The sequence below is a fragment of the Pseudomonas sp. ANT_J12 genome, from assembly GCF_008370045.1.
Lineage (GTDB): Bacteria > Pseudomonadota > Gammaproteobacteria > Pseudomonadales > Pseudomonadaceae > Aquipseudomonas.
On record NZ_VOBN01000006.1, the window covers coordinates 150,505 to 173,322 of the forward strand.

Below are 22,818 nucleotides of genomic sequence, written 5' to 3' on the forward strand. Positions count from 1 at the left end.
CGGGAAACACCTCATTGGGATGTGAGCAAAGGCGGGCGGCGCAGCAAGCCGTGCACCGGACCGAACACCACGGACAGCAGATACAAACCCCCAGCCACCAGCACGATGGCCGGGCCGCTGGGCAGCGAGTAGTAGAACGACAGCAGCAAACCGAACCACACCGAGAGGCAGCCGAGCATGGCGGCGATCGCCATCAGCACCGGCAAACGACGGCTCCAGAATCGCGAAGCAGCGGCGGGCAACATCATCAAACCGACCACCATCAGCGCGCCGATGGCCTGGAAACCGATCACCAGATTCAGCACCACGAGCGTCAGAAATACCCCGTGGGCGAGCGGCCCGAGACGGCTGACGGTTTGCAGAAAGAGCGGGTCGAGGGTGTCCAGCAGCAGCGGTTTGTAGATCAGCGCCATGGTGATCAGGCTGAAGCCGGAGACCCAGAGCATGCCGGTCAACGTCGGGCCATCGACGGCCAACGCCGAGCCGAACAGCAGGTGCAAAAGGTCCAGGCGTTTGCCAGCGATGCCGAGGATCAGGATGCCGCTGGCCAGGGAGATTGGGTAGATCGCCGCGAGGCTGGCGTCTTCCCGCAGGCCGGTGCGGCGGGTGATCCAAGCGGCGAGACCGGCCATGCTCAGGCCGGCGCCGAGGCCGCCGATGGTCAGCGCCGGGAGACTGAGGCCGGCAAACCAGAAGCCTAACGCCGCGCCGGGCAGGATGCCGTGAGCGACCGCATCGCCGATCAGGCTCATGCGGCGCAGGATCAGAAACACTCCGAGTGGCGCGGTGCTGCACGCCAGGACCAGACCGCCAAGCAGCGCCCGGCGCATGAACACGAACTCGTGGAACGGTTGCCAAAGCTGTGCGGCGACAATCATCAAGCCACCTGCGTTTGCGGTTGTTGGCGGATCAGCTCGGTGCTGAGCCCGAGGCTGCAGCCGCTGCTTTTGATCAGCAGGGTTCGGGGGATGTGTTGGCGCACGGCGGCGAGGTCATGGCACACGACCACCAGGGTTCGACCGTTGGCGTGCCAGGCGTGGATGTGTTTCCAGAGCAGTTCCTGGCCAAGTTCATCGAGGGCGGCGTGGGGTTCGTCGAGCAGCAGAAGAGGCGCTTCGGCGAGACTCAAACGGGCGAGCAGGGCGCGTTGTAATTCGCCTCCGGAAAGGGCCATCAATGGGCGATGTTCCAGGCCTGACAGGCACCAGTCTTCCAGCACGGCTTTGAGTTTTTGCCTGCGCGCTTCAGGCGTCTGCTTGCTGCCCCAGAATCCGGCGGCTACCAGCTCTTGGAGGCTGATGGGGAATTGTCGGTCCAGGTGTTGTTGCTGGGGCAGGAACGAGAGGCCGCCCTTGCGGGGAACATCCAGTTCAATTTTTCCGGCCAGTGGTTTTTGCAGGCCGGCGATGACTTTCAGCAGGCTGCTTTTGCCTGAGCCATTGGTGCCGATTACGGCGGTCAGGCTGCCCTTGGGTAGCTCGAAGTCGACGGCCGGCGTGAGCGGTTGACCGGGTGCGCCCCAGCGTAGGGATTGGCAGCGGATCATGTGGCGGACTCCCAGTTCCAGCGACTCTCGGCGACGGCGTCGTGGGCGTGAAGGCTTTCCGCGTGCACAACTCGCAGGTGGATGCCGTTGATGCCGGGGGAGCGTTTCAGGGCCAGGTTCAAGCGTCGCGCGGCGTCTTCGCAGAACATCAGGTTCTGACCGTTGGCCAGGGCAAAGGCTTGTTCGTCGGCGCGTTTCACCGCGGTTTGCACGGCTGTGCCGAGGGCGGCTTCGGCGTCGTTGATGATCGCAATCAACGGTAAGTCGTCGAGGTAATCGTCAAGACGCAGCTGTAAGTGAGCGGTGCTGCGTTGGCTGTGCGGTGTCGCGACGATGCCTTTTGTGGAGCCGAGCCAGGCCAAAACGTCGGCATGTTGCAGGGGTGTGTTGACGAAATCATCGACGAATTGCTGCTGGATCAGTTGGCGCGACAACGCGGCTGAACACGGGCACGTCGAGGAATAGGCCACGTCGATTTTTAGTTCCACGTGGAACATTTCGTTTTTCAATCGCGCTTCGATGCTCACTGGATAGCTTTTCCAGCCCGCCAATGGGCTGATCAGCGCCGGCCTTTTTAACAGCAAGTCAGCGTGAATTTTCAGGTAGGCGCTGGAGGACAATCCTTCATGGCTGTCGAGAAAACGCCGCAACACTTTGCGCAGTAATCCCGGCGTGAGGTTGCCCTGCTCAAGCATTTCCAACGCCAGATACAACCGCGACATATGAATACCGCGCGCTTCTCCATCGTCGAGACTGACGCCGGCATCCGCCTTCGCACTCAGCCGTTGGCCATCGAATAAAACAGGAAGAGCAATGCCGCACATGCCCACCCACTCCAGTGGCAGGGCTTGGCGTGAGGCCTGCGCGGCGATATCCGGCAGAGTCAGCGCATTCATGAGCAGGTCCATCGTGGGAGTTGATTTGGCATGTTATATTATTACATTCAAATCGACGATGCCTTTTTCACGAGCGGGCTTTCACCATGCACAGACGTCACTTGCTCAACTGGATTCTGGCCAGCGCGGCCTTCGCTTTACCCTTTGGTGTTTCGGCCACGCAGATACGCAACGCACGGCTCTGGCGTTCGGATGACAAGTTGCGATTGGTGTTCGATCTGAGCGGACCGGTGCAATTCAAGACGTTTTCCCTGAGCGCGCCCGAGCGGCTGATCATCGATCTGAATGGCGCCAGTCTCAGCGGCGATTTCAGTCAGTTGGTGCTGAACAACACGGTGATCCGTTCCATTCGCTCCGGTCACTTCGGCCAGGGCGACACGCGGATCGTTCTCGACCTCAGCGAACCGGTGCAGCTCAACAGCTTCCAGCTACCGCCACAGGACGGGCAGGGCCATCGACTGGTGCTCGATCTGAAGACCGCCGCGCCACTTCAAATTGCCGCTGCGCCGATCATCGACAAGGCTCACCCCAAGCGCGACATCATCGTGGTGGTCGATCCCGGTCACGGCGGCAAAGACCCTGGCGCAGTCGGCGCCAAAGGTGAGCGGGAGAAAGACGTGGTGCTGTCGATCGCGCAGTTGCTGGCCAAACGACTGAAACGCGAGAAGGGCTTCGACGTGAAACTGGTGCGCAACGACGACTTCTTCGTCCCGCTACGCAAGCGCGTGGAGATTGCCCGCAAGCACAACGCCGACATGTTCATCTCGGTGCACGCCGATGCCGCGCCACGGCTCACCGCGTCCGGCGCCTCGGTGTATTGCCTGTCCGAAGGCGGCGCGACCTCGGCCACGGCCAGGTTCATGGCGCAGCGCGAGAACGGCGCGGACTTGCTCGGTGCAACCAGCCTGCTCAATCTCAAGGACAAAGACCCGATGCTCGCCGGAGTGATTCTCGACATGTCGATGAACGCGACCATCGCCGCCAGCCTGCAACTGGGCAGCACCGTGCTTGGTAGCCTCGCGGGCATCACCACGCTGCATCAGAAACGCGTGGAACAGGCCGGATTCGCGGTGCTGAAGTCGCCGGACGTGCCGTCGATCCTGGTGGAAACCGGCTTTATTTCCAACGCTCGCGACAGTCAGCGACTGGTCACGGCGCGGCATCAGCAGGCTGTCGCTGACGGTTTGTTCGAAGGTTTGCAGCGCTATTTCCAGAAGAACCCGCCGATGAACAGCTACATCGCCTGGCAGCAGGAACAGAAAAAAGCCCGGGTCTAGCAGCCCGTTATCCGGCTACAGGTGAACTTGCCACTGCTGCCGCCGGAGCTGGAAAACCGATTGATGGTGGTCCAGCCGACGCGGCGACTGTAGCCGACCCAAGCTTCGCCGTCGGAGGCGAGGCCGGTGAAAAAGGTCAGTTGCCCGTAGCGGCTGCTGGTCTGCGCCCAATAGCGTTTGCCGAGCACTTCAAAGCCTCGCAGGTAGATCGTGCTGCCGACGGTATTGACGCTATAGGCGTTGCCATCGGGATCGACACACGCGAGCAGATTGGCGCTGCGGGTGCAGGTGGCCAGGCTTGGGATCTGTGCCCAGGCATCGGCGGTCATCAATAGCGATAGGCTCAACAGCGCGCACTTCAGGGCGTTTCCCATGGCATTTCTCGAGGAGCGAACGGCTCAAGCATCGTGCCCTTTGTCTTGGCGGACAAGAGGGGAGTGGTTTATTTGTGTTGTTATACTATAACATTAAAAACATACTTGCCCTTGTGCCCCAAGAACGTGAAGAGCTGCGCGAACGCCACAAACGGGCGTCGACCGGCCACATCCTGTGAGGAATACCTGATGCCCCATCGTCTCCCCGTGACCGTCCTGTCGGGCTTTCTCGGCGCCGGCAAGAGTACGTTGCTCAATTACGTACTACGTAATCGCGAAAACCTGCGTGTTGCCGTGATCGTCAACGACATGAGCGAAATCAATATCGACGGCAGCGAAGTCCAGCGCGATGTCAGCCTGAACCGCGCCGAAGAAAAGCTCGTGGAAATGAGCAACGGCTGCATTTGCTGCACCTTGCGTGAAGACTTGTTGGACGAGGTCAGCAAACTCGCCAAGGAGGGTCGTTTCGATTACCTGTTGATCGAATCCACCGGCATTTCCGAGCCGCTGCCCGTGGCGGAAACCTTCACCTTCCGCGACGACGAAGGCCAGAGCCTGGCCGACATCGCCCGGCTCGACACCATGGTCACGGTGGTCGACGGCATGAACTTCCTGCTCGACTACCAGGCCGCCGAAAGCCTCGCGTCCCGGGGTGAAACCCTGGGCGAGGAGGATGAGCGCTCGATCACTGACCTGCTGATCGAGCAGATCGAATTCGCCGACGTGATCCTGATCAGCAAGATCGATTTGATCAGCAGCAGCGAGCGCCAGGAGCTGATCGCGATCCTCGAACGGCTCAACTCACAGGCGGAAATCATCCCGATGGTCATGGGCGAAATCCCGCTGGAAAAAATCCTCAACACCGGCCGCTTCGACTTCGAAAAAGCCGCTCAGGCGCCAGGCTGGTTGCAGGAATTGCGCGGCGAGCACGTGCCGGAAACCGAAGAGTACGGCATCGCCTCGACAGCCTACCGCGCACGCCGGCCGTTTCACCCGCAGCGGTTTTTCAGTTTCATCGACCGCCCGTGGGTCAACGGCAAACTGCTGCGCTCCAAGGGTTTTTTCTGGCTGGCCAGCAAGCACATGGACGCCGGCAGCTGGTCCCAGGCCGGCGGGTTGATGCGTCATGGATTTGCTGGCCGCTGGTGGCGTTTCGTGCCGAAAACCCAATGGCCGCAGGATGAAGAAAGCACTGCCGCAATCATGGAAAACTGGACCGCCAGCACCGGCGATTGCCGCCAGGAATTGGTGTTCATCGGCCAGAACATCGACTTCGCGCAACTCACCGCCGAGCTCGATAACTGCCTGCTGACCGACGATGAAATGGCCCAAGGGATCGAGAGCTGGCGCCTGTTACCGGATCCGTTTGGCCCTTGGCACGAAGAGGCTGCCTGATGCTGACCCTGATTCGGCCAACTCGCCAGCACCACGGCGCCAACCCGAAAGTCCTGACCAAAATCCTCCACGACGACGCCAATCTCGCCGTCTGGCAGCGCCAACTCCCGGTGCACATCGCCGATTTCGCCCGTCTGCTGCTGTCGCTGAACGAGCCCCTGGCCGAATCGCTATCACTGGAACTTGCCAGCGAAGACGCCGAGCCCAACCTGCGCGGATTGGCTTCAGGTTTCAGCGATCTGCAAGGCTACGAAGGTTTTATCACCGACGTCTCCTGGCTGGTCAGTGCCTTCGCCTGTTTGTTGGGCGCCAAGCGCATCGGCCTGCGCCTGCGCGTGCTCGACAAAGCCATGTGCCCACGCTTCCACGTCGATCACGTGCCGGTTCGGCTGATCACCACTTATGCCGGCGTCGGCAGCCAGTGGCTGAAAGAAGGCGCGATGGATCGCCGGCAACTGGGCAAACCGGAAGCTGAACCGCAGTCGCAGATCCAGCAAGTCAGCAGCGGCGATGTAGCGTTGCTCAAAGGCGAGAAGTGGCACGGCAACGAAGGCTTCGGTTTGATCCATCGCTCACCGGAACCGGCGCCCGGCGAGCGTCGGTTGATCCTGACACTCGACTGGCTCAACTAGGGCTTGAGCCAGTGACCCTGGCTCTGCGCCTCGCAAAACGGCTGTAAATACGCCGCATCGGTGGCCACGCCGTAATAGTGAATATCCTGGCGGTAGGGCATATTGGCGACTTGGGCGTTGTTGCACACCCCAAAAGCGCCGGTGGGGCATTGGTCGACGTATTGCACCTCGACTTTCTGCCCGGGAAGATTCGGCTGGCAGAAGCCGTCAGCGAAGAGTTTTTCCGGGATGTTGCGGTTCTGCTGGCAGACTTTCACGTCGAGTCGTTCCGCCGTGCTATGTACCACGCAGGCCTGGGCCAGCGCCTCGCCCGACACCAGCGCCAACAGCAACGACAATCCCATCAACCGCATTCTCTACCTCCTCAGAAACCTTCGACCATGTTGCAGAACATCCCCACTCATGTCATCGCCGGCCCATTGGGTGCCGGCAAGACCAGCCTGATCAAGCACCTGCTGGCGCAGCGGCCGGCGAATGAGCGCTGGGCGGTGCTGATCAACGAGTTCGGCCAGATCGGCCTCGATGCCGCGCTGCTGACCCAGGACGCCGATGGTATCGCACTGGGCGAAGTGGCCGGGGGCTGTTTGTGTTGCGTCAATGGTGCGCCGTTCCAGATCGGCCTTGGGCGGTTGCTGCGCAAGGCGCGACCGGATCGGCTGTTTATCGAGCCCTCCGGGCTGGGGCATCCGGCGCAGTTGCTGCGGCAGTTGAGCGAGGCGCCGTGGCTTGGAGTGCTGGCGGTGCAGCCGTGTGTGCTGGTGCTGGATGCCCAGGCGCTGGCGGCCGGAAAACCGTTGCCGGCGGCGCAACAGGAGGCGCTAATCAGCGCGGGTTTGTTGCTGCTGAACAAGTCAGAACACCTCGATGACGCTGATCGTCAGCGAATCACTGGGCAGTTGCCAGCACGTCGGCTGTATTGGACGCAGCAAGCGGTCTTGCCATTGAGCGAGTTGCCGGGGCTTGAGAGTCAGGCTGTCGCGGGTGTGGATAACTTCGTCGCGCCCAAGGGATTGGCGCAGATGCCGGCCATCTGGACCGCCCCCGCGTTCCCCATTTGCTTGAGTCAGGAACAGGAGGGTGGCTGGAGCATTGGCTGGCGTTGGCACCCGAGCCAGACGTTTGATGCAGCGCTCATCGGCAAGTGGCTTGAAAGCCTTGCCTGGCGGCGGGCGAAGCTGGTTATCCACAGTGGCGGTGGTTGGATTTCAGCGAATGCGGTGGATAACTCGGCGTTGGAGTGGCGGCCGAGCGAATGGCGTCAGGATTCGCGGATTGAGCTGATTTTTAGCGAGCCGCAGGATGTAGATACATTGCAACGAGCGCTTGCCGACTGCCGGACAATCAAGGCCGCCACTTAGTGTGTTCCTGCCGCCACTGGCTCATCTCAATCACTTCACCCCGCGGCTTCACCACTTCAACTACCGGCGGCGTGTCGTCAAACGGCATCGGGTAGGGCGCCAGTTCAATCTGCGCGCTGTGCGCACCGAATTGGGTGATGGTCCCGGTATGGCGGGTTTCGCCGGTCACGGTGAATTCGAAGTTATACACACGCGCCAACCGTCGACGACCGTTCGCATCTTTGATAAAACCGATTTTTTTCAGCGCCACGTTGCCGTCGAGCAACTCGATCTCGAGCTTGGCGCAATGCTGCTTGACCCGCTCCAGCGCGCGCTCGCGCAAGCCGTGGTTGTGCCACAGCCATGCGGCGCCAGTGGCGAGCAGCATTAGCACGAAGATATTTCCGAGGGTCAGCATCAACAAAGTGCTCCAACAAGATAGTGCCAGCTTAACTGTGTCGCCGGTCTGTCGTACAGGCTGTGTTTAGTCGCATACTGCGCGGCTCGAATTTCAATCGTTTTACGGAAACTCACCGCATGAAACGTACGCCCCATCTGCTCGCCATTCAGTCCCACGTGGTGTTCGGCCACGCTGGCAACAGCGCCGCGGTTTTCCCGATGCAGCGGGTCGGGGTGAATGTCTGGCCGCTCAACACCGTGCAATTCTCCAATCACACGCAATACGGGCAGTGGGCGGGGGAAATTCTGCCGCCGCACCAGATCCCGGAGCTGGTGGAAGGCATCGCCGCGATCGGTGAACTGGGCAACTGCGATGCGGTGCTGTCCGGTTACCTTGGCAGTGCGGCCCAGGGCCGGGCGATCCTTACTGGCGTGGCACGGATCAAGTCGGTCAACGCGAAGGCGTTGTACCTGTGCGACCCGGTAATGGGCCATCCGGAGAAGGGTTGCAGCGTACCGGCCGAGGTCAGCGACTTCCTGCTGGAGGAAGCCGCCGCCGTGGCGGACTTCATGTGCCCGAATCAGCTGGAGCTGGACAGCTTCTCGGGGCGCAAGCCGCAGTCGTTGTTCGATTGCCTGGCCATGGCGCGAGCGCTGTTGGCGCGCGGTCCGAAGGCAGTACTGGTCAAACATCTGGACTATCCCGGCAAACCGGAAGACGTGTTCGAGATGCTGCTGGTGACCGCTGAGGGCAGTTGGCATTTGCGTCGGCCGTTGTTGGCGTTTCCGCGTCAGCCGGTAGGGGTCGGTGACCTGACGTCCGGGCTGTTCCTGGCCCGCGTGCTGTTGGGGGACAGCCTGGTGGCGGCGTTCGAATTCACCGCGGCCGCGGTGCATGAAGTGCTGCTGGAAACCCAGGCCTGCGCCAGCTATGAGCTGGAACTGGTGCGGGCGCAGGACCGGATCGCGCATCCGCGGGTGCGGTTCGAGGCGACGCCGATCAGCCTTTAAAAGCTTCGCGGGCAAGCCTCGCTCCTACAGGTTTGGGTTGATCACACATCATGTGTACGACGCAAATCCGTAGGAGCGAGGCTTGCCCGCGAAAGCGATCTCAAGCCAAACGCTTCAGACGTCGCCCTTGATCTCCTGATAGCGCTTTTCCAGTTCCTGACGAATCTGCCGACGCTGCTGGGCCTGGATGAAGCGGCGCTTGTCCTCGCTGTTCTGCGGTTGCAGCGGCGGGACGACGGCCGGTTTGCGCTGGTCATCCACCGCGACCATGGTGAAGAAGCAACTGTTGGTGTGGCGCACCGAGCGCTCGCGAATGTTTTCGGTCACCACCTTGATACCCACCTCCATCGAGGTGTTGCCGGTGTAGTTGACCGACGCCAGGAAGGTCACCAACTCGCCGACATGAATCGGCTCGCGGAAAATCACCTGGTCCACCGACAAGGTCACCACGTAGCGGCCGGCATAACGGCTGGCGCAGGCGTAGGCCACTTCGTCGAGGTATTTGAGCAGGGTGCCGCCGTGGACATTGCCAGAGAAGTTGGCCATGTCGGGGGTCATCAATACCGTCATCGACAGTTGGGCGTTTCCGGGTTCCATAGCGTTCTCACGGGTCAAGGCAGGATTTCGGGAGCGCACCTCTGCGGGTGCGTGGTCGGCTTTTCAAAACCAACAGTTATCGGGACGCCGGGCAGGGGGCTGCCGTCACGCGCGGATCGATCTGTTTCCATATATTGCACCGCCTTTCTGCCGGAAGTCGCGGTGTTACGCTCCGGGAAGTCGATTTCAAGGAGCCCCATACCATGCATGCCATCAGTTTCATCCAGGATCTGGCAGTGATCATGTTGGTCGCAGGTGTGGTGACCGTGCTCTTTCACCGGTTCAAGCAACCGGTGGTCCTCGGCTACATCGTCGCCGGTTTCATCATCGGCCCGCACACCCCGCCGTTCGGCCTGATCCACGACGAAGAGACGATCAAGACCCTCGCCGAACTCGGGGTGATTTTCCTGATGTTCTGCCTGGGCCTGGAGTTCAGCCTGCGCAAGCTGTTCAAGGTCGGGGCTACGGCGTTTATCGCGGCGTTCCTGGAAATCGTGCTGATGATCTGGATCGGCTACGAAATCGGCCGCTGGTTTGACTGGAACACCATGGATTCGCTGTTCCTCGGGGCGATCCTGGCGATTTCCTCGACCACCATCATCGTCAAGGCCCTCAACGATCTGAAGATGAAGAACGAGCGCTTCGCCCAGTTGATCTTCGGCGTGCTGATTGTCGAAGACATTCTCGGCATCGGCATCATCGCCTTGCTGTCGAGCATCGCCGTCAGCGGTACCGTCAGCTCGGGCGAAGTGTTCTCCACTGTCGGCAAACTCTCGCTGTTCATGATCGTCGCACTGGTCATCGGCATCCTGCTGGTGCCACGCCTGTTGGCCTACGTGGCCAAGTTCGAAAGCAACGAGATGCTGTTGATCACCGTGCTGGGCTTGTGTTTCGGCTTCTGCCTGCTGGTGGTCAAACTCGAATACAGCATGGTCCTCGGCGCCTTCCTGATTGGGGCGATCATGGCCGAATCCCGGCAGTTACTGAAGATCGAACGCCTGATCGAGCCGGTTCGCGACCTGTTCAGCGCGATCTTCTTCGTGGCCATCGGGCTGATGCTCGACCCGCTGATCCTGCTGCAATACGCCTGGCCGATCGCGGTGATCACTGTGGCCGTGGTGTTGGGCAAGATGTTGTCCTGCGGCCTCGGCGCCTTTATCGCCGGCAATGACGGACGTACCTCACTGCGGGTCGGGATGGGTCTGTCACAGATTGGCGAATTTTCCTTCATCATCGCCGCGTTGGGCATGACGTTGCAGGTCACCAGCAATTTCCTCTATCCAGTGGCCGTGGCGGTGTCGGTGATTACCACGCTGCTGACGCCCTACCTGATCCGCGCCGCCGACCCACTGTCGATCAAGCTGGCGGCGGTCATGCCGGGGCGCCTGAGCCGCGTGCTGGGGATGTATGGCGAATGGCTGCGCAGCATTCAGCCGCAAGGCGAGGGCGCACTGCTGGCGTCGATGATTCGGCGGATTCTGTTGCAGGTGGGGGTCAATCTGGCGCTGGTGATCGCGATCTTCTTTTCGGGCGCGTTTTTCGCCGAGCGCATGTCGGAGTACCTGCAAGCCTGGATCAGCGAGCCGAGCTGGCAAAAAGCGTTGATCTGGGGCGGGGCGTTGCTGTTGTCGCTGCCCTTCCTGATCGCCGCCTATCGCAAGCTTAAGGCGCTGTCGATGCTGCTGGCGGAGATGGGCGTGAAGCCGGAGATGGCGGGCCGTCACACGCAGCGAGTGCGCCGGGTGATCGCCGAAGTGATCCCGATCCTCTCGCTGCTGGTGATTTTCCTGCTGCTGGCAGCCTTGTCGGCCAGTATTCTGCCGACCAACAAGTTGCTGGTGCTGATCGCCGTGGTCACGGCCGCCGTAGCGGCGCTGCTCTGGCGCTGGTTCATCCGCGTGCACACGCGCATGCAGGTGGCCTTGCTGGAAACCCTGGACAACCACAAGGAATCGTCCGGGCATTGAACGGCGGGGGCTCCGGGCGAATCAGCTTTCCAGCCAGACGTCCCGCGCCCAGTGCCAGACCGATTCCCAGGTTTCTTCGGCAATCAGTTCTTCTTCGGCTTGCCACAGCACCACGGTGCCGTCTTCTTCGACCAGGTAGTAGTCGTCACCGTCCTGGCAGATCGGGATCATGCTGCGGTCCACGCCAGCGTCCCAGGCGTTGGCGGCAACGTCCGGCAGGTAGGTGTGGGATTGGGGGTCGGTAACGGTGACCGGCTCCAGGCTGCCGTAGACCACGTCGCTGACGGTCAGCAAAAATTCTCTGAAGACGAACGGGATGTCGATGAACAGCTGTTCTTCGATTTCCACGATCTGATCTTCGTCCGGCAACTCCAAGGGGACCGGTACCGGTTCGTTGGCTTCACGCAGTTGTTCGATGATTTCTTCCACGTCCGGGATCCTCTTGCTGATGGCGCGGTTTAGTTGGGGCGGTTTATACAGTAGCTCGCTATAGATGCAACCGCGAAATAGAAAACCCCGGCCGAGGCCGGGGCTTTTTATAGGGATAACATTGCGACAGGCTTAACGCGCGTCGGTTCAGCCGTTCTGGCGGATACCGGCGACCAGCCAAGGCTGGTTCTCACCCTGTGCGCGTTCCATGTTCCAGCTTTCGCTGAACACTTCGCCCTGGTCGAAACGCGAGGTCTTCGACAAACCGCTGAAGGTCAGGGTGGCGATGGTCTTGTCCGCACGATCATCCACGCCGTCCAGTTGGACATTGAGGTTATCGATGTAGGTCGACTGGAAGCCGTCGCCCAGGTCGGCACGTTCGCGCTTGAGGAACTCCAGCATTTGCGGGGTCACGAACTCGGCGATCTTGTCCATTTCGTTGGCGTCCCAGTGCTGCTGCAGCGACTGGAAGTGACTGCGGGCCGCTTCGATGAAGTTCTGTTCATTGAACCAGGCGGGAGCGTTGATCACCGGACGAGCGGCAGGTGCTGCCGAGCCACCGAAGATCGAACCGCCGGCCGGCTTGTTCTCGAACGTTTCGCGATGCATCGGCGCGCCAGCCGGAGCCAGGTGCTCCTGTTGCTTGCGGCGACGTGCGGCGATGAAACGAAAGATCAGGAAGGCGATGACGGCCATGATCAGGATGTCGAAGATCTGCATGCCCTGGAAGCCGCCGCCCATGAACATGGAGGCCAGCAGGCCACCAGCCGCGAGACCGGCCAGAGGGCCGAGCCAGCGCGAAGCACCGCCGGCTTTGGCCGCAGCGCCTGCGGCACCGGCAGCACCTGCGGTTGCAGCAGCGCCGCCCGCAGCCGAAGAAGGCGCCATCTGGCTGGTCTGGTGGGTCGGCGCAGCGCCGGCGCTTTTGCCGCCGCCAAAGCGTTTGGCATTGGCGTCGAGGCTCATCGTCAGGCCGATACACAGCGCCATGGCGATGCTAAGAAAACGTTTCATAAGGGGAATTCCCATTTGTGGATTGCACGCCGGCCATGTTGCACAGCTGAAGTGTCACTGGCTAGCGGCAGAGTGTTTCGGGCTTTTGCCTGACAGGTTGCGTTCAGCTTCAGTCAGCGCAATAGGGCCTTTTACCTTTCGTCCGTAGGACAAGTGGATAAGTGTTGTAGGAAGAAAACCTAGCGTCGCAGCGCCAGCAGGACCACACCGGCCGTGATCAAGCCGATCCCGCCCCATTGGCGCAGGTCCAGTCTTTCGCCCAGCAGGATCACCCCGAGCACCGCCACCAGCACCACGCTGAGTTTGTCGACGGGAGCGACCAACGAGGCCGGGCCGAGTTTCAGCGCACGGAAATAGCAGATCCATGACGCACCGGTCGCCAGCCCAGACAGCAGCAGGAATAGATAGCTCCTGGCAGAGATTGATCCTAATGACTGATATTGGCCCGTGGCGTACAAAATCAAGGCCAGGCTGACGAGTACCACCATCGTGCGCAGGAGGGTGGCGAAGTCGGAATTGACGTTTTCGATGCCGATCTTCGCAAAGATGGCGGTCATGGCGGCGAATACCGCCGACAACAGGGCCCAGAATGTCCAGGAGGAAAAGAAGCCTGAGCCCATGAACGTTCCTCCATTGATCATTCCCACGCCGAGCGTGGGAATGATCTGGCTGTACTAGATCGCTTCCAGCTTTGCGTAACCCAGCATCAACCACTTGCTGCCTTCACCAAAGTTCACCTGCACCCGAGCCTGGGCCCCGGCGCCTTCGAAGTTCAGGATCACGCCATCGCCAAACACCGAATGCCGCACGGCTTGGCCCAGGCTGAAACCGGTGTCCGGGATCTCGCTGCCGCCGAACAGACTGCTGGAACTCTGCTGCTGGCCACCGCCGAACGGACGGCTGACGCTGTTGGACAACCGCACTTCCTGGATCAGGCCTTTCGGCACTTCCCGTACGAAACGCGACACCTTGTTGTAGGTCTCGCTGCCGTACAGGCGTCGGGTTTCAGCATAGGTCATCACCAGGTTTTGCATGGCCCGGGTGATGCCGACGTAGGCCAGGCGCCGTTCTTCTTCAAGACGACCGGGTTCTTCCAGGCTCATCTTGTGCGGGAACAAGCCTTCTTCCATGCCCACAAGGAACACGTAAGGGAATTCCAGGCCTTTGGCGCTGTGCAGGGTCATCAGCTGAATACTGTCTTCATGCTCGTCGGCCTGGGTGTCGCCAGCTTCCAGCGACGCATGACCGAGGAACGCTGACAGTGGCGTCAGGTCTTCGTCTTCTTCGGTGTTCTCGAAGTTGCGCGCGGCGCTGACCAGTTCCTCAAGGTTTTCCACCCGAGCCTGGCCTTTCTCGCCTTTTTCCGCTTCGTGGTAGGCAATCAGCCCGGACTGCTCGATGACGGTCTGGGTCATCAGGTGCAGCGGCATGTCCAGGCACTTGGCGGCGAGGTTCTCGATCAGCTCGATAAACGCCCCGAGTGCGCCAGCCGCACGACCGGTCAGGCCTTTATTGGCGACCAGCAGACGCATCGCTTCCCACATCGACACATCGCTGTGACGGGCGTGGTCGCGGATCGCTTCGACGGTTTTCTCGCCGATGCCGCGAGCCGGCACGTTGATCACCCGTTCCAGCGCCGCATCGTTGCCACGGCCTTCCAGCAACCGCATATAAGCCATGGCGTTCTTGATTTCCGCCCGCTCGAAGAAGCGCTGACCGCCATAGATGCGATACGGAATGCGCTCGCGCAGCAAGGCTTCTTCCAAAACGCGGGATTGGGCGTTGGAGCGGTACAAAATCGCGATATCGCTGCGGGCCAAGCCGGTTTTCAGCGCGCTTTCGATGGTTTCCACCACATAGCGTGCTTCATCGTGCTCGTTGAACGCGGCGTACAGGTTGATCGCTTCGCCTTCACCGCCATCGGTCCACAGCTCTTTGCCCATGCGCCCGGTGTTGTTGGCGATCAGGGCGTTGGCAGCCTTGAGGATGCCGGCGGTGGAGCGATAGTTTTGCTCCAGGCGAATGGTTTCCGCATCGGGGAAGTCGTCGGAATACTGATAGATGTTCTCGATTTTCGCCCCGCGCCAGCCGTAGATCGACTGGTCGTCGTCGCCGACCACCATCAGGCTGTCGCCGCCCTTGGCCAGCAGACGCAACCACGCGTACTGCACGGCGTTGGTGTCCTGGAACTCGTCCACCAGGATGTGCCGGAAGCGTTTCTGGTAATGCGCCAGCAGACCGGGATTGTCGCGCCACAGATCGAGGGCGCGCAGCAGCAGTTCGGAGAAGTCGATGACGCCGGCACGCACGCACGCAGCCTCGTAGGCTTCATAAATGCTGCGCATGGTCGCCAGGAACAGGTCGCCACTGGCTTGAATGTGTTGCGGGCGCAGACCTTCGTCTTTCTGCCCGTTGATAAACCACTGGGCCTGACGGGCCGGCCAGCGTTGTTCATCCAGGCCCAGCTCGCGGATCACCCGCTTGACCAGTCGTTGCTGATCGTCGCTGTCGAGAATCTGGAAGGTCTGGCTCAGCTTGGCCTCCTGCCAATGCGCCCGCAGCAAGCGGTGCGCCAGGCCGTGGAAGGTGCCGACCCACATGCCGGCCGGGTTCAGCCCCATCAACTGCTCGATGCGATGACGCATCTCGGCAGCGGCCTTATTGGTGAAGGTCACCGACAGGATGGAGTGGGGCGAGGCGTTTTCGACCTGGATCAACCAGGCGATACGGTGCACCAGCACTCGGGTTTTACCGGAGCCAGCACCGGCCAGGACCAACTGACGACCCACGGAGGCAGCTACGGCCTGGCGTTGGGCATCGTTGAGGGAGTTCAGCAGAAGGGAGAGATCATCGCGCATCGGGGCATTCTAGGGGGCGGCGCCACACCGGGCAAACATCGCTTTGATTTAGCCGATGAAAGATCGAGGGAGGACGACCGGTCGGTCACTGGCTGCAGGCGGCGGCGGGGCTCGCTCGGGCACTTTTTCAGCGACACCGTCGGTCGAGACTTTGGTCTACTTTGTGATCTGGAGCAGTTTGGTCATCGCCATTGCTTGTGTATGCTCCGTGCAGAATTCGGGCTCACCACGCTCCATATAAGAACAAGAAAATTGCCTATGACCCTCAGCTCCGACCTGTCGGGCCCCTCCGTGGAGCCCCGGGTTATCCGTAAACAGTACGCCATGGAAATGGCGGTCGAGCGCACGCGCCTGCTGTACCAGGGCTCGCTGTTGCCGACGCTGTTCATGCTGATCAATGGCCTGGTCTGCGCCGGTTTGCTCTGGAGCCCGCAGCGCTACTTCCTGGTCAGCGTCTGGCTGGTCTGGTTGTTGTCACTGGTGGCGCTGCGGGTGATCCAGGTGGCGGCCTTCGATTCGGCGATTCCCAACCGCCAGGCCCATCCGATCTGGATCCGCATGTTTTTGCTCGGCTCGGCCATGACCGGCCTGACCCTCGCCGGCGCCGGCATCGCCCTGGTCCCTGCCGACACCTTCATCCAGCAAGCCTGGGTCTTCGGCCTGATTGGTGCCGCCGCGCTGTCGGCCAGCGTGGCCTACGCCGTCAGCCTTCCTGCGTTTCTCTCCTTTACCTTGCCCTGCCTGTTGCCGGCCATCGGCTATATGTTCTGGGGTGGCGACGTCCAGCAGCAGGGCTGGGGATGGTTCGGGCTGATTCTGCTGGGCGCTTTGAGTGTCGTGGCCTGGCAGGTCAATCGGCTGATTGATCGCGGCTTGCTTCGGCGCTTTCAGAATCAGGCGTTGATCGAGCATTTGCAGCTTGCTCAAACCCAGGGCGAGCAACTCAATCACGAACTGGCCAAGGAAATCGATCAGCGCCGCAGCGCCGAAGAAGAGCTGCGCGAAGCCCAGGTCGAACTGGAAAACCGCGTGGCCGAGCGTAGCCAGGAACTGAACACCGCCACCCAAGCCCTGAGCAAAAGCGAAGCGCGCCTGGCGCTGGCGTTGAAGGCCAGCGAATTGGGACTGTGGGACTGGAACCTGCAAACCGATGAAGTCCATCACACGCAAATTCAGGAGTTGTTCGGCCTGGCGCCGGAATACGTGACCGCCATGCTCAGCCACCTCCGGCCGCGGCTGCACCCCGATGACGTGCCACCCCTCAAGCGCGCGCTGGTCGAGCATTTGAAGGGCCGTAGCGAGGATTACCAGATCGAATACCGCGTGCGCCATGGCGATGGCCATTGGGTCTGGATCGAAGACCGGGGCCGGGCCGTGGAGCGCAGCGAAAATGGCCGGGTCGTGCGCATGGTCGGGACCCGTCGCGACATCAGCGCCAGCAAAGGCCAGGAGGAACAGCGACAACTGGCGGCGACGGTGTTCGAAGCGGCCAGCGAGGGCATCGTGATCTTCGATCCGAATTACGCGCTGATCGCAGTCAACCAGGCCTTCAGCCGTGTCACCGGTTACGACATCGAGGACATGCTGGGGCGCAACGTCGTCGAGTTGCCTTGCAGTCGTGATGCCCGTCGGCACTACAGCGCGATTCATCAAGCCTTGGAGCAGCACGGCAGTTGGCAAGGCGAACTGGTAGAAACCCGCAAGAACGGCGAGCTGTATCCACAGTGGCTGCAATTGAACGCGGTGCGCGATAGTCGCGGAAAGGTCAGTCATATTGTCGGCTTCTTCGCCGATCTGTCCGCGCGGCGCGAATCCGAAGAGCGCATGCGCTACCTGACTCATTACGACGAACTCACCGGCCTGGCCAACCGCTCGCTGTTCCGCGAACGGCTGCACGAGGCCCATCAACGGGTGCGACAGGGCGGGCGACGCAGTTTGGCGTTGCTGCACATCAATCTCGATCGTTTCAAGCTGCTCAATGACAGCCTCGGCCATGAAATCGCCGACCAGTTATTGCAGAAAATGGCCCGGCGGCTGGTGAATGCGCTGCCGGAAGCGGACACCATCGCGCGGCTCTCCGGGGATGAGTTCGCGGTGTTGTTTGATGCCTATGGCAACTTGTCGAGCCTGGCCCGGGTGGCGACGCGCTTGTCGTCCAAGCTGCGTTTGCCGGTGACGGTGGAGGGGCATGAACTGGTGGTCAGCGCGTCCATGGGCATCAGCATGTTGCCGGACAATGCGCGGGAGATTTCCGCGTTGGTGAGCCAGTCGAACATGGCCATGCAACACGCCAAACACCTGGGCGGCAACAATTTCCAGTTCTACACCGACAGCCTGCAAGCCAGCACGCTTGAGCGTTTGCAACTCGAGAATCAACTGCGCAAAGCCATCGAAGAAAAGCAGTTGAAGGTGTTCTACCAGCCGAAACTGTGCCTCGCCACCGGCCGCTTGAACGCTGCCGAGGCGCTGGTGCGCTGGGACCATCCGACCATGGGCCGGGTGCCGCCCAACGATTTCATTGGCCTGGCCGAGGAAACCGGGCTCATTGGTCCGATCGGCGAGTTCGTGCTGCGCCAGGCCTGCTGGCAAGCCTGCGAATGGCAGCGCCAGGGGCTTGAACCGATCCGGGTGTCGGTCAATTTGTCGGTGCATCAGTTGCGTCAGGGCAAACTGGTCAGCCTGGTGCGTCAGGTGCTGGAAGAAACCGGCCTGGCGCCGCATTACCTGGAATTGGAGCTCACCGAAAGCCAATTGCTGGACAGCGTCGAACACATCATCGCGACCTTCCAGCAACTGCGCGATCTGGGGGTGAAACTGGCAATCGACGATTTTGGCACCGGTTATTCGTCCCTGAGTTATCTAAAGCGCATCCCGGTGGATTACGTGAAGATCGATCAGGCGTTTATCCGTGGCTTGGGGGAGGGCGGCGAGGATGCGGCGATTACCCGGGCGATCATCGCCATGGCCCATGGCTTGTCGCTCAAAGTCGTGGCCGAAGGCGTGGAGCGCGTCGAGCAACTGGAGTTTCTGCAAGCCGAGCGCTGCGATGAAGTGCAGGGCTATTTGATCAGTCGTCCAGTGGAAGCCGCTGATCTGGCTGAGCTGCTGCGCGCGGACGCAAAACCCCTGTAAGTGCTACATGGAGCGCGCGACGCGTGGAATGGGGGCATTGAGTTACGCATTGAGCAGGCAAAAAGCCGATTCATGTAGTATAACTACAAGCGTGCTACATCCCCGGCAACTGCCAATAACAAAGAGTCCACCCCTTTGAATCTGCTGCAACACATCGCCCAGTCCCGTCACCTGTTACGCAAGTCGGAGCTCAAGGTCGCCGACCATGTGCTGCTTGACCCTGCGGCGGTGATGCACAGCTCCATGGCCGACCTGGCCCACAGCGTGGGGATCAGCGAGCCGACCATCGTGCGCTTTTGTCGTGCTATCGGTTGCTCCGGTTTCCAGGATTTGAAACTGAAGCTGGCGCAGAGCCTGGCAGCCGGTGCGAGTTTCGGGCAGTTCGCGATTCATGAAGACGATTCGGTCGCTGACTACAGCCTGAAAATCTTCGACACGACCCTGCACACGTTGATGGAGGTTCGCGAGAAGCTCGATCCGGTGGAATTGCAGCGGGCGGTGTCGCTGATGTCCCAGGCGCAGCGCGTTGAGTTCTATGGCTTTGGCGCGTCGGGTGCAGTGGCGGCGGATGCCCAGCACAAGTTCTTCCGTTTGCTGCTGACGGCCGCGGCGTATTCCGACCCGCACATGCAGGCGATGTCGGCGGTGACCCTGAAGCCAACTGACGTAGCGATCTGCATTTCCCAGTCCGGGCGTTCCAAGGATTTGTTGATCACGGCGAATCTGGTCCGCGAAAGCGGCGCTTCGCTGATCACCTTGTGCCCGAGCCAGACGCCATTGGCCGAGCTGTCGACCGTCAACCTGGCGATCGATGTGCACGAAGACACCGAAATCTATACGCCGCTGACTTCGCGCATCGCCCACCTGGTGGTGATCGACGTGTTGGCGATGGGCGTGGCCATGGCGCGCGGGCCGAGCCTGGTCAACCACCTCAAGAGCGTCAAGCGCAGCCTTCGCAGCTTGCGGCTGTCGCCTAAATCGGTGAAAGCGCTGGACGATTGATCACTGCGCGGCTCTTGTGGCGAGGGGGCTTGCCCCCGTTCGGCTGCGCAGCAGTCGCAAAATCTCTGGGGCCGCTCCGCGACCCAACGGGGGCAAGCCCCCTCGCCACAATGCAATGTGCCAAAGCACAAACTTTCATCTCCCTGTAACCCACCCGCCGCCAAACCGTCATCCCCCGCGTTCATCGTGTAACTCCCGTACTCGACTTGGGAGACCTGCAATGGCCCAGCCCTACGAAGAACGCAACAGCGCCCTCAAAACCCGTCGCCAGCAAGAAGACCAGCGCCGCATGGAATTTCGCCGCGCTATCGAAGATCGCTGCGAACGCCGTCAGCTTCTGGCCGAAATCGGCGATTTCCCGGACGACCTGGAACTCAATTACTGGCAGGCAGCACCGGCAACTTCCCGTCGAAACGCTCAACCAACGCGCTGATTTGCACCCGTTCGCTGCGGATAAACGCCAGGAAGGCGTGCGCCACCGGTGACAGGCGTTTGGCTTTGGCCTGCACCAGGCACCAACTGCGATACAGCGGCAGCTCCTCGACCGGCAACTCAATGAGCGCGCCGGTCGCCAACTCCAGGTTCAGGGCGTGGCGCGTCAACAAGGCCAGGCCCAGACCCGCCAACACACACTCACGCTGGGCTTCCGCCGACGCGACCTCCTGGGTCTGGGTGAAGTGCACGCGCTTCTCTTTGAAATACTCTTCGCACGCCATCCGCGTACCAGAACCCGGCTCGCGCATCAGCAGCGTGTACGGCTCCAGATCCTGCAAACGCAGCGGTCCCATGTGGCACAGCGGATGATCCGGCGGCGCTACGGCCACGATCGGGTTATTGAGGAACGGCAGGAATTCCAGGCCCATGTCCTGGGGCACCATCGACATGATCACCAGATCATCGCGGTTATCCGACAGGCGCCGGATCACCTGGCCACGGTTAACGACCGTCAGGTGCAGGTTCACTTCCGGGTGCTGGCGCTTGAAGGCGGCGAACAGGTGCGGCACGAAGTACTTGGCGCTGGATTCCACTGCCAGTTTCAGCTGACCCTGCAACGAGCCCTGCATGTCCGACAGCTGCATGTCGAGGTTTTCCAGGCGTCCGAAAATGTCCCGGCTGGCGCGCTGAAGCGCTTCCGCCGCCTCGGTCATGTAGAGTTTTTTGCCGACGTAATCGAACAACGGCTGACCGATCAGCTCCTCAAGTTGACGAATCTGTAGGCTCACGGCAGGTTGTGTGAGAGACATTTCCTCAGCCGCGCGGCTGTAGGACCTCAGATCACAGACCTCATTGAAAATCTGCAGTTGACGCAATGTCATACGCATCAATGACTTACGCATTATTCGAAGGCTCCGGCCACAGGCTGATGCCTCAACTATAAGTCTTTACTTATGGCTAACCCAATTATTAATCATTTTTGTTAATCCCTCATGGGGGCTAGTGTGGGGCTGCGACTAAATCGAAACATTTAGTCACGCGTCGACCTGGTCTAGCAGGTCGTGGGTACCACCGGCTCAAGGGAACCTCCAAGTGATAACAAAGATCCTGATCGCCAACCGTGGTGAGATTGCCGTACGAATCGTGCGTGCCTGCGCCGAGATGGGCATTCGCTCGGTCGCGGTCTACTCCGACGCCGACCGGCACGCCTTGCACGTCAAACGTGCGGACGAAGCCCACAGCATCGGTGCCGACCCGCTGGCCGGTTACCTGAACCCGCGCAAGCTGGTGAACCTGGCCGTGGAAACCGGTTGCGATGCATTGCACCCCGGCTACGGTTTCCTTTCGGAAAATGCCGAACTGGCAGACATCTGCGCCGAACGCGGCATCAAATTCATTGGTCCATCGGCTGAAGTCATTCGCCGCATGGGCGACAAGACCGAAGCACGCCGCAGCATGATCAAGGCTGGCGTCCCGGTCACTCCCGGCACCGAGGGCAACGTGGCGGACATCGCCGAGGCGCTGGTCGAAGGCGACCGCATCGGTTACCCGGTGATGCTCAAAGCCACCTCCGGTGGTGGCGGCCGCGGCATTCGTCGCTGCAACAGCCGCGATGAACTCGAACAAGCCTTCCCCCGGGTGATTTCCGAAGCGACCAAGGCCTTTGGTTCGGCGGAAGTGTTCCTGGAAAAATGCATCGTCAACCCGAAACACATTGAAGCGCAGATCCTGGGCGACAGCTTTGGCAATGTGGTGCACCTGTTCGAGCGTGACTGCTCGATTCAGCGTCGTAACCAGAAGCTGATCGAAATCGCCCCGAGCCCGCAGCTGACCCCGGAACAGCGCGCCTATATCGGCGACCTGTCGGTGCGCGCAGCCAAGGCCGTGGGCTACGAGAACGCCGGCACCGTGGAGTTCCTGCTCGCCGAGGGCGAGGTGTACTTCATGGAGATGAACACCCGGGTGCAGGTGGAACACACCATCACCGAAGAAATCACCGGCATCGACATTGTGCGTGAGCAGATCCGCATTGCGTCGGGCCTGCCGCTTTCGGTGAAGCAGGAAGACATCCAGCACCGTGGCTTTGCGTTGCAGTTCCGGATCAACGCCGAAGACCCGAAAAACAACTTCCTGCCGAGCTTCGGCAAGATCACCCGTTATTACGCACCCGGCGGCCCCGGCGTACGTACCGACACGGCGATCTACACCGGCTACACCATTCCGCCGTTCTATGACTCCATGTGCCTGAAACTGGTGGTGTGGGCGTTGACCTGGGAAGAGGCGATGGACCGTGGCTTGCGCGCCCTCGACGACATGCGTCTGCAAGGGGTCAAGACCACCGCCGCGTACTACCAGGAAATCCTGCGCAACCCGGAATTCCGTAGCGGTCAGTTCAATACCAGCTTCGTTGAAGCCCACCCTGAACTGACCAACTACTCGATCAAGCGCAAACCCGAAGAGCTGGCCCTGGCCATCGCTGCCGCCATCGCCGCACACGCGGGTTTATGAATAAACAGC

General features: G+C 60.9%; 22 protein-coding genes. 10 read left to right on the forward strand and 12 right to left on the reverse strand.

What is annotated here, in order from left to right:
• Nucleotides 1-11: 11 nt before the first annotated feature.
• The 3 genes from FQ192_RS15530 to folE2 are packed head-to-tail and all read right to left on the reverse strand — an operon-like array spanning nucleotide 12 to nucleotide 2,442.
• A complete protein-coding gene (locus tag FQ192_RS15530; protein ID WP_149659385.1) occupies nucleotides 12-878 on the reverse strand; it encodes a metal ABC transporter permease in 867 nt (288 codons plus the stop codon).
• The gene (locus tag FQ192_RS15535) at nucleotides 878-1,546 is read right to left on the reverse strand and encodes a metal ABC transporter ATP-binding protein (RefSeq protein WP_149659386.1); all 669 of its coding nucleotides are present in this window, start codon (nucleotides 1,544-1,546) and stop codon (nucleotides 878-880) included. Before FQ192_RS15535 ends, FQ192_RS15530 begins: the two co-directional genes overlap by 1 nt.
• Complete coding sequence (gene folE2, locus FQ192_RS15540; RefSeq protein ID WP_149659387.1) at nucleotides 1,543-2,442, reverse strand: GTP cyclohydrolase FolE2; 900 nt, start codon at nucleotides 2,440-2,442, stop codon at nucleotides 1,543-1,545. Before folE2 ends, FQ192_RS15535 begins: the two co-directional genes overlap by 4 nt.
• Before the next feature lie 86 nt (nucleotides 2,443-2,528).
• On the opposite strand from folE2, the gene FQ192_RS15545 reads away from it, so the two are divergent.
• Nucleotides 2,529-3,719, forward strand: coding sequence for an N-acetylmuramoyl-L-alanine amidase (locus tag FQ192_RS15545; RefSeq protein ID WP_149659388.1), 1,191 nt, complete (start codon nucleotides 2,529-2,531; stop codon nucleotides 3,717-3,719).
• On the opposite strand, the gene FQ192_RS15550 is transcribed toward FQ192_RS15545, so the two are convergent.
• Nucleotides 3,716-4,093 (reverse strand): glutamine synthetase, encoded by a 378-nt coding sequence (locus FQ192_RS15550; RefSeq protein WP_149659389.1) that lies wholly within the window; start codon nucleotides 4,091-4,093, stop codon nucleotides 3,716-3,718. The genes FQ192_RS15545 and FQ192_RS15550 overlap by 4 nt on opposite strands.
• 189 nt (nucleotides 4,094-4,282) lie before the next feature.
• On the opposite strand from FQ192_RS15550, the gene zigA reads away from it, so the two are divergent.
• Complete coding sequence (gene zigA / locus FQ192_RS15555; protein ID WP_149659390.1) at nucleotides 4,283-5,488, forward strand: zinc metallochaperone GTPase ZigA; 1,206 nt, start codon at nucleotides 4,283-4,285, stop codon at nucleotides 5,486-5,488.
• Nucleotides 5,488-6,120, forward strand: a complete 633-nt coding sequence (locus tag FQ192_RS15560; RefSeq protein ID WP_149659391.1) for a DUF1826 domain-containing protein — start codon at nucleotides 5,488-5,490, stop codon at nucleotides 6,118-6,120. Before zigA ends, FQ192_RS15560 begins: the two co-directional genes overlap by 1 nt.
• On the opposite strand, the gene FQ192_RS15565 is transcribed toward FQ192_RS15560, so the two are convergent.
• The gene (locus FQ192_RS15565; RefSeq protein ID WP_149659392.1) at nucleotides 6,117-6,473 is read right to left on the reverse strand and encodes an NADH:ubiquinone oxidoreductase; all 357 of its coding nucleotides are present in this window, start codon (nucleotides 6,471-6,473) and stop codon (nucleotides 6,117-6,119) included. The genes FQ192_RS15560 and FQ192_RS15565 overlap by 4 nt on opposite strands.
• Before the next feature lie 27 nt (nucleotides 6,474-6,500).
• Here FQ192_RS15565 and FQ192_RS15570 point away from each other — a divergent pair, with 27 nt between their 5' ends.
• The gene (locus tag FQ192_RS15570) at nucleotides 6,501-7,478 is read left to right on the forward strand and encodes a GTP-binding protein (protein ID WP_149659393.1); all 978 of its coding nucleotides are present in this window, start codon (nucleotides 6,501-6,503) and stop codon (nucleotides 7,476-7,478) included.
• Here FQ192_RS15570 and FQ192_RS15575 read toward each other — a convergent pair.
• The gene (locus tag FQ192_RS15575; RefSeq protein ID WP_054048264.1) at nucleotides 7,462-7,875 is read right to left on the reverse strand and encodes a DUF3301 domain-containing protein; all 414 of its coding nucleotides are present in this window, start codon (nucleotides 7,873-7,875) and stop codon (nucleotides 7,462-7,464) included. The genes FQ192_RS15570 and FQ192_RS15575 overlap by 17 nt on opposite strands.
• 119 nt (nucleotides 7,876-7,994) lie before the next feature.
• On the opposite strand from FQ192_RS15575, the gene pdxY reads away from it, so the two are divergent.
• The gene (gene pdxY, locus FQ192_RS15580) at nucleotides 7,995-8,867 is read left to right on the forward strand and encodes a pyridoxal kinase PdxY (protein ID WP_149659394.1); all 873 of its coding nucleotides are present in this window, start codon (nucleotides 7,995-7,997) and stop codon (nucleotides 8,865-8,867) included.
• 114 nt (nucleotides 8,868-8,981) lie between these two features.
• Here the strand turns inward: pdxY and FQ192_RS15585 are convergent, their stop codons facing one another.
• Nucleotides 8,982-9,464 (reverse strand): acyl-CoA thioesterase, encoded by a 483-nt coding sequence (locus FQ192_RS15585; protein WP_028620392.1) that lies wholly within the window; start codon nucleotides 9,462-9,464, stop codon nucleotides 8,982-8,984.
• Nucleotides 9,465-9,667: 203 nt separating this feature from the next.
• Between FQ192_RS15585 and FQ192_RS15590 the strand changes: the two genes are divergently transcribed.
• Nucleotides 9,668-11,431 (forward strand): cation:proton antiporter, encoded by a 1,764-nt coding sequence (locus FQ192_RS15590; protein WP_149659395.1) that lies wholly within the window; start codon nucleotides 9,668-9,670, stop codon nucleotides 11,429-11,431.
• Between the two features lie 21 nt (nucleotides 11,432-11,452).
• Here FQ192_RS15590 and FQ192_RS15595 read toward each other — a convergent pair whose 3' ends face one another.
• From FQ192_RS15595 to uvrD, 4 genes are all read right to left on the reverse strand, one after another.
• Entirely contained in the window at nucleotides 11,453-11,860 is a 408-nt protein-coding gene (locus tag FQ192_RS15595; RefSeq protein WP_007943369.1) for an SMI1/KNR4 family protein, read from the reverse strand.
• 147 nt (nucleotides 11,861-12,007) lie between these two features.
• The gene (locus FQ192_RS15600) at nucleotides 12,008-12,874 is read right to left on the reverse strand and encodes a Tim44 domain-containing protein (RefSeq protein WP_149659396.1); all 867 of its coding nucleotides are present in this window, start codon (nucleotides 12,872-12,874) and stop codon (nucleotides 12,008-12,010) included.
• Nucleotides 12,875-13,053: 179 nt separating this feature from the next.
• Nucleotides 13,054-13,494, reverse strand: coding sequence for an EamA family transporter (locus tag FQ192_RS15605; protein ID WP_133835297.1), 441 nt, complete (start codon nucleotides 13,492-13,494; stop codon nucleotides 13,054-13,056).
• A 54-nt stretch (nucleotides 13,495-13,548) separates the two neighbouring features.
• Complete coding sequence (gene uvrD / locus FQ192_RS15610) at nucleotides 13,549-15,732, reverse strand: DNA helicase II (RefSeq protein ID WP_149659397.1); 2,184 nt, start codon at nucleotides 15,730-15,732, stop codon at nucleotides 13,549-13,551.
• Between the two features lie 258 nt (nucleotides 15,733-15,990).
• Between uvrD and FQ192_RS15615 the strand changes: the two genes are divergently transcribed.
• The 3 genes from FQ192_RS15615 (at nucleotide 15,991) to FQ192_RS15630 (ending at nucleotide 20,299) form a co-directional block, all read left to right on the forward strand.
• Nucleotides 15,991-18,864, forward strand: a complete 2,874-nt coding sequence (locus tag FQ192_RS15615; protein ID WP_149659398.1) for an EAL domain-containing protein — start codon at nucleotides 15,991-15,993, stop codon at nucleotides 18,862-18,864.
• 135 nt (nucleotides 18,865-18,999) lie between these two features.
• The gene (hexR, locus tag FQ192_RS15620; protein WP_008027445.1) at nucleotides 19,000-19,866 is read left to right on the forward strand and encodes a transcriptional regulator HexR; all 867 of its coding nucleotides are present in this window, start codon (nucleotides 19,000-19,002) and stop codon (nucleotides 19,864-19,866) included.
• A gap of 220 nt (nucleotides 19,867-20,086) precedes the next feature.
• A complete protein-coding gene (locus FQ192_RS15630; RefSeq protein WP_149659400.1) occupies nucleotides 20,087-20,299 on the forward strand; it encodes a PA3496 family putative envelope integrity protein in 213 nt (70 codons plus the stop codon).
• Here the strand turns inward: FQ192_RS15630 and FQ192_RS15635 are convergent.
• Complete coding sequence (locus FQ192_RS15635) at nucleotides 20,241-21,188, reverse strand: LysR family transcriptional regulator (protein ID WP_166655962.1); 948 nt, start codon at nucleotides 21,186-21,188, stop codon at nucleotides 20,241-20,243. The two genes, FQ192_RS15630 and FQ192_RS15635, sit on opposite strands and share 59 nt — an antisense overlap.
• A 205-nt stretch (nucleotides 21,189-21,393) precedes the next feature.
• Here FQ192_RS15635 and FQ192_RS15640 point away from each other — a divergent pair, with 205 nt between their 5' ends.
• Nucleotides 21,394-22,809, forward strand: coding sequence for an acetyl-CoA carboxylase biotin carboxylase subunit (locus FQ192_RS15640; protein WP_123408613.1), 1,416 nt, complete (start codon nucleotides 21,394-21,396; stop codon nucleotides 22,807-22,809).
• Nucleotides 22,810-22,818: the final 9 nt, after the last annotated feature.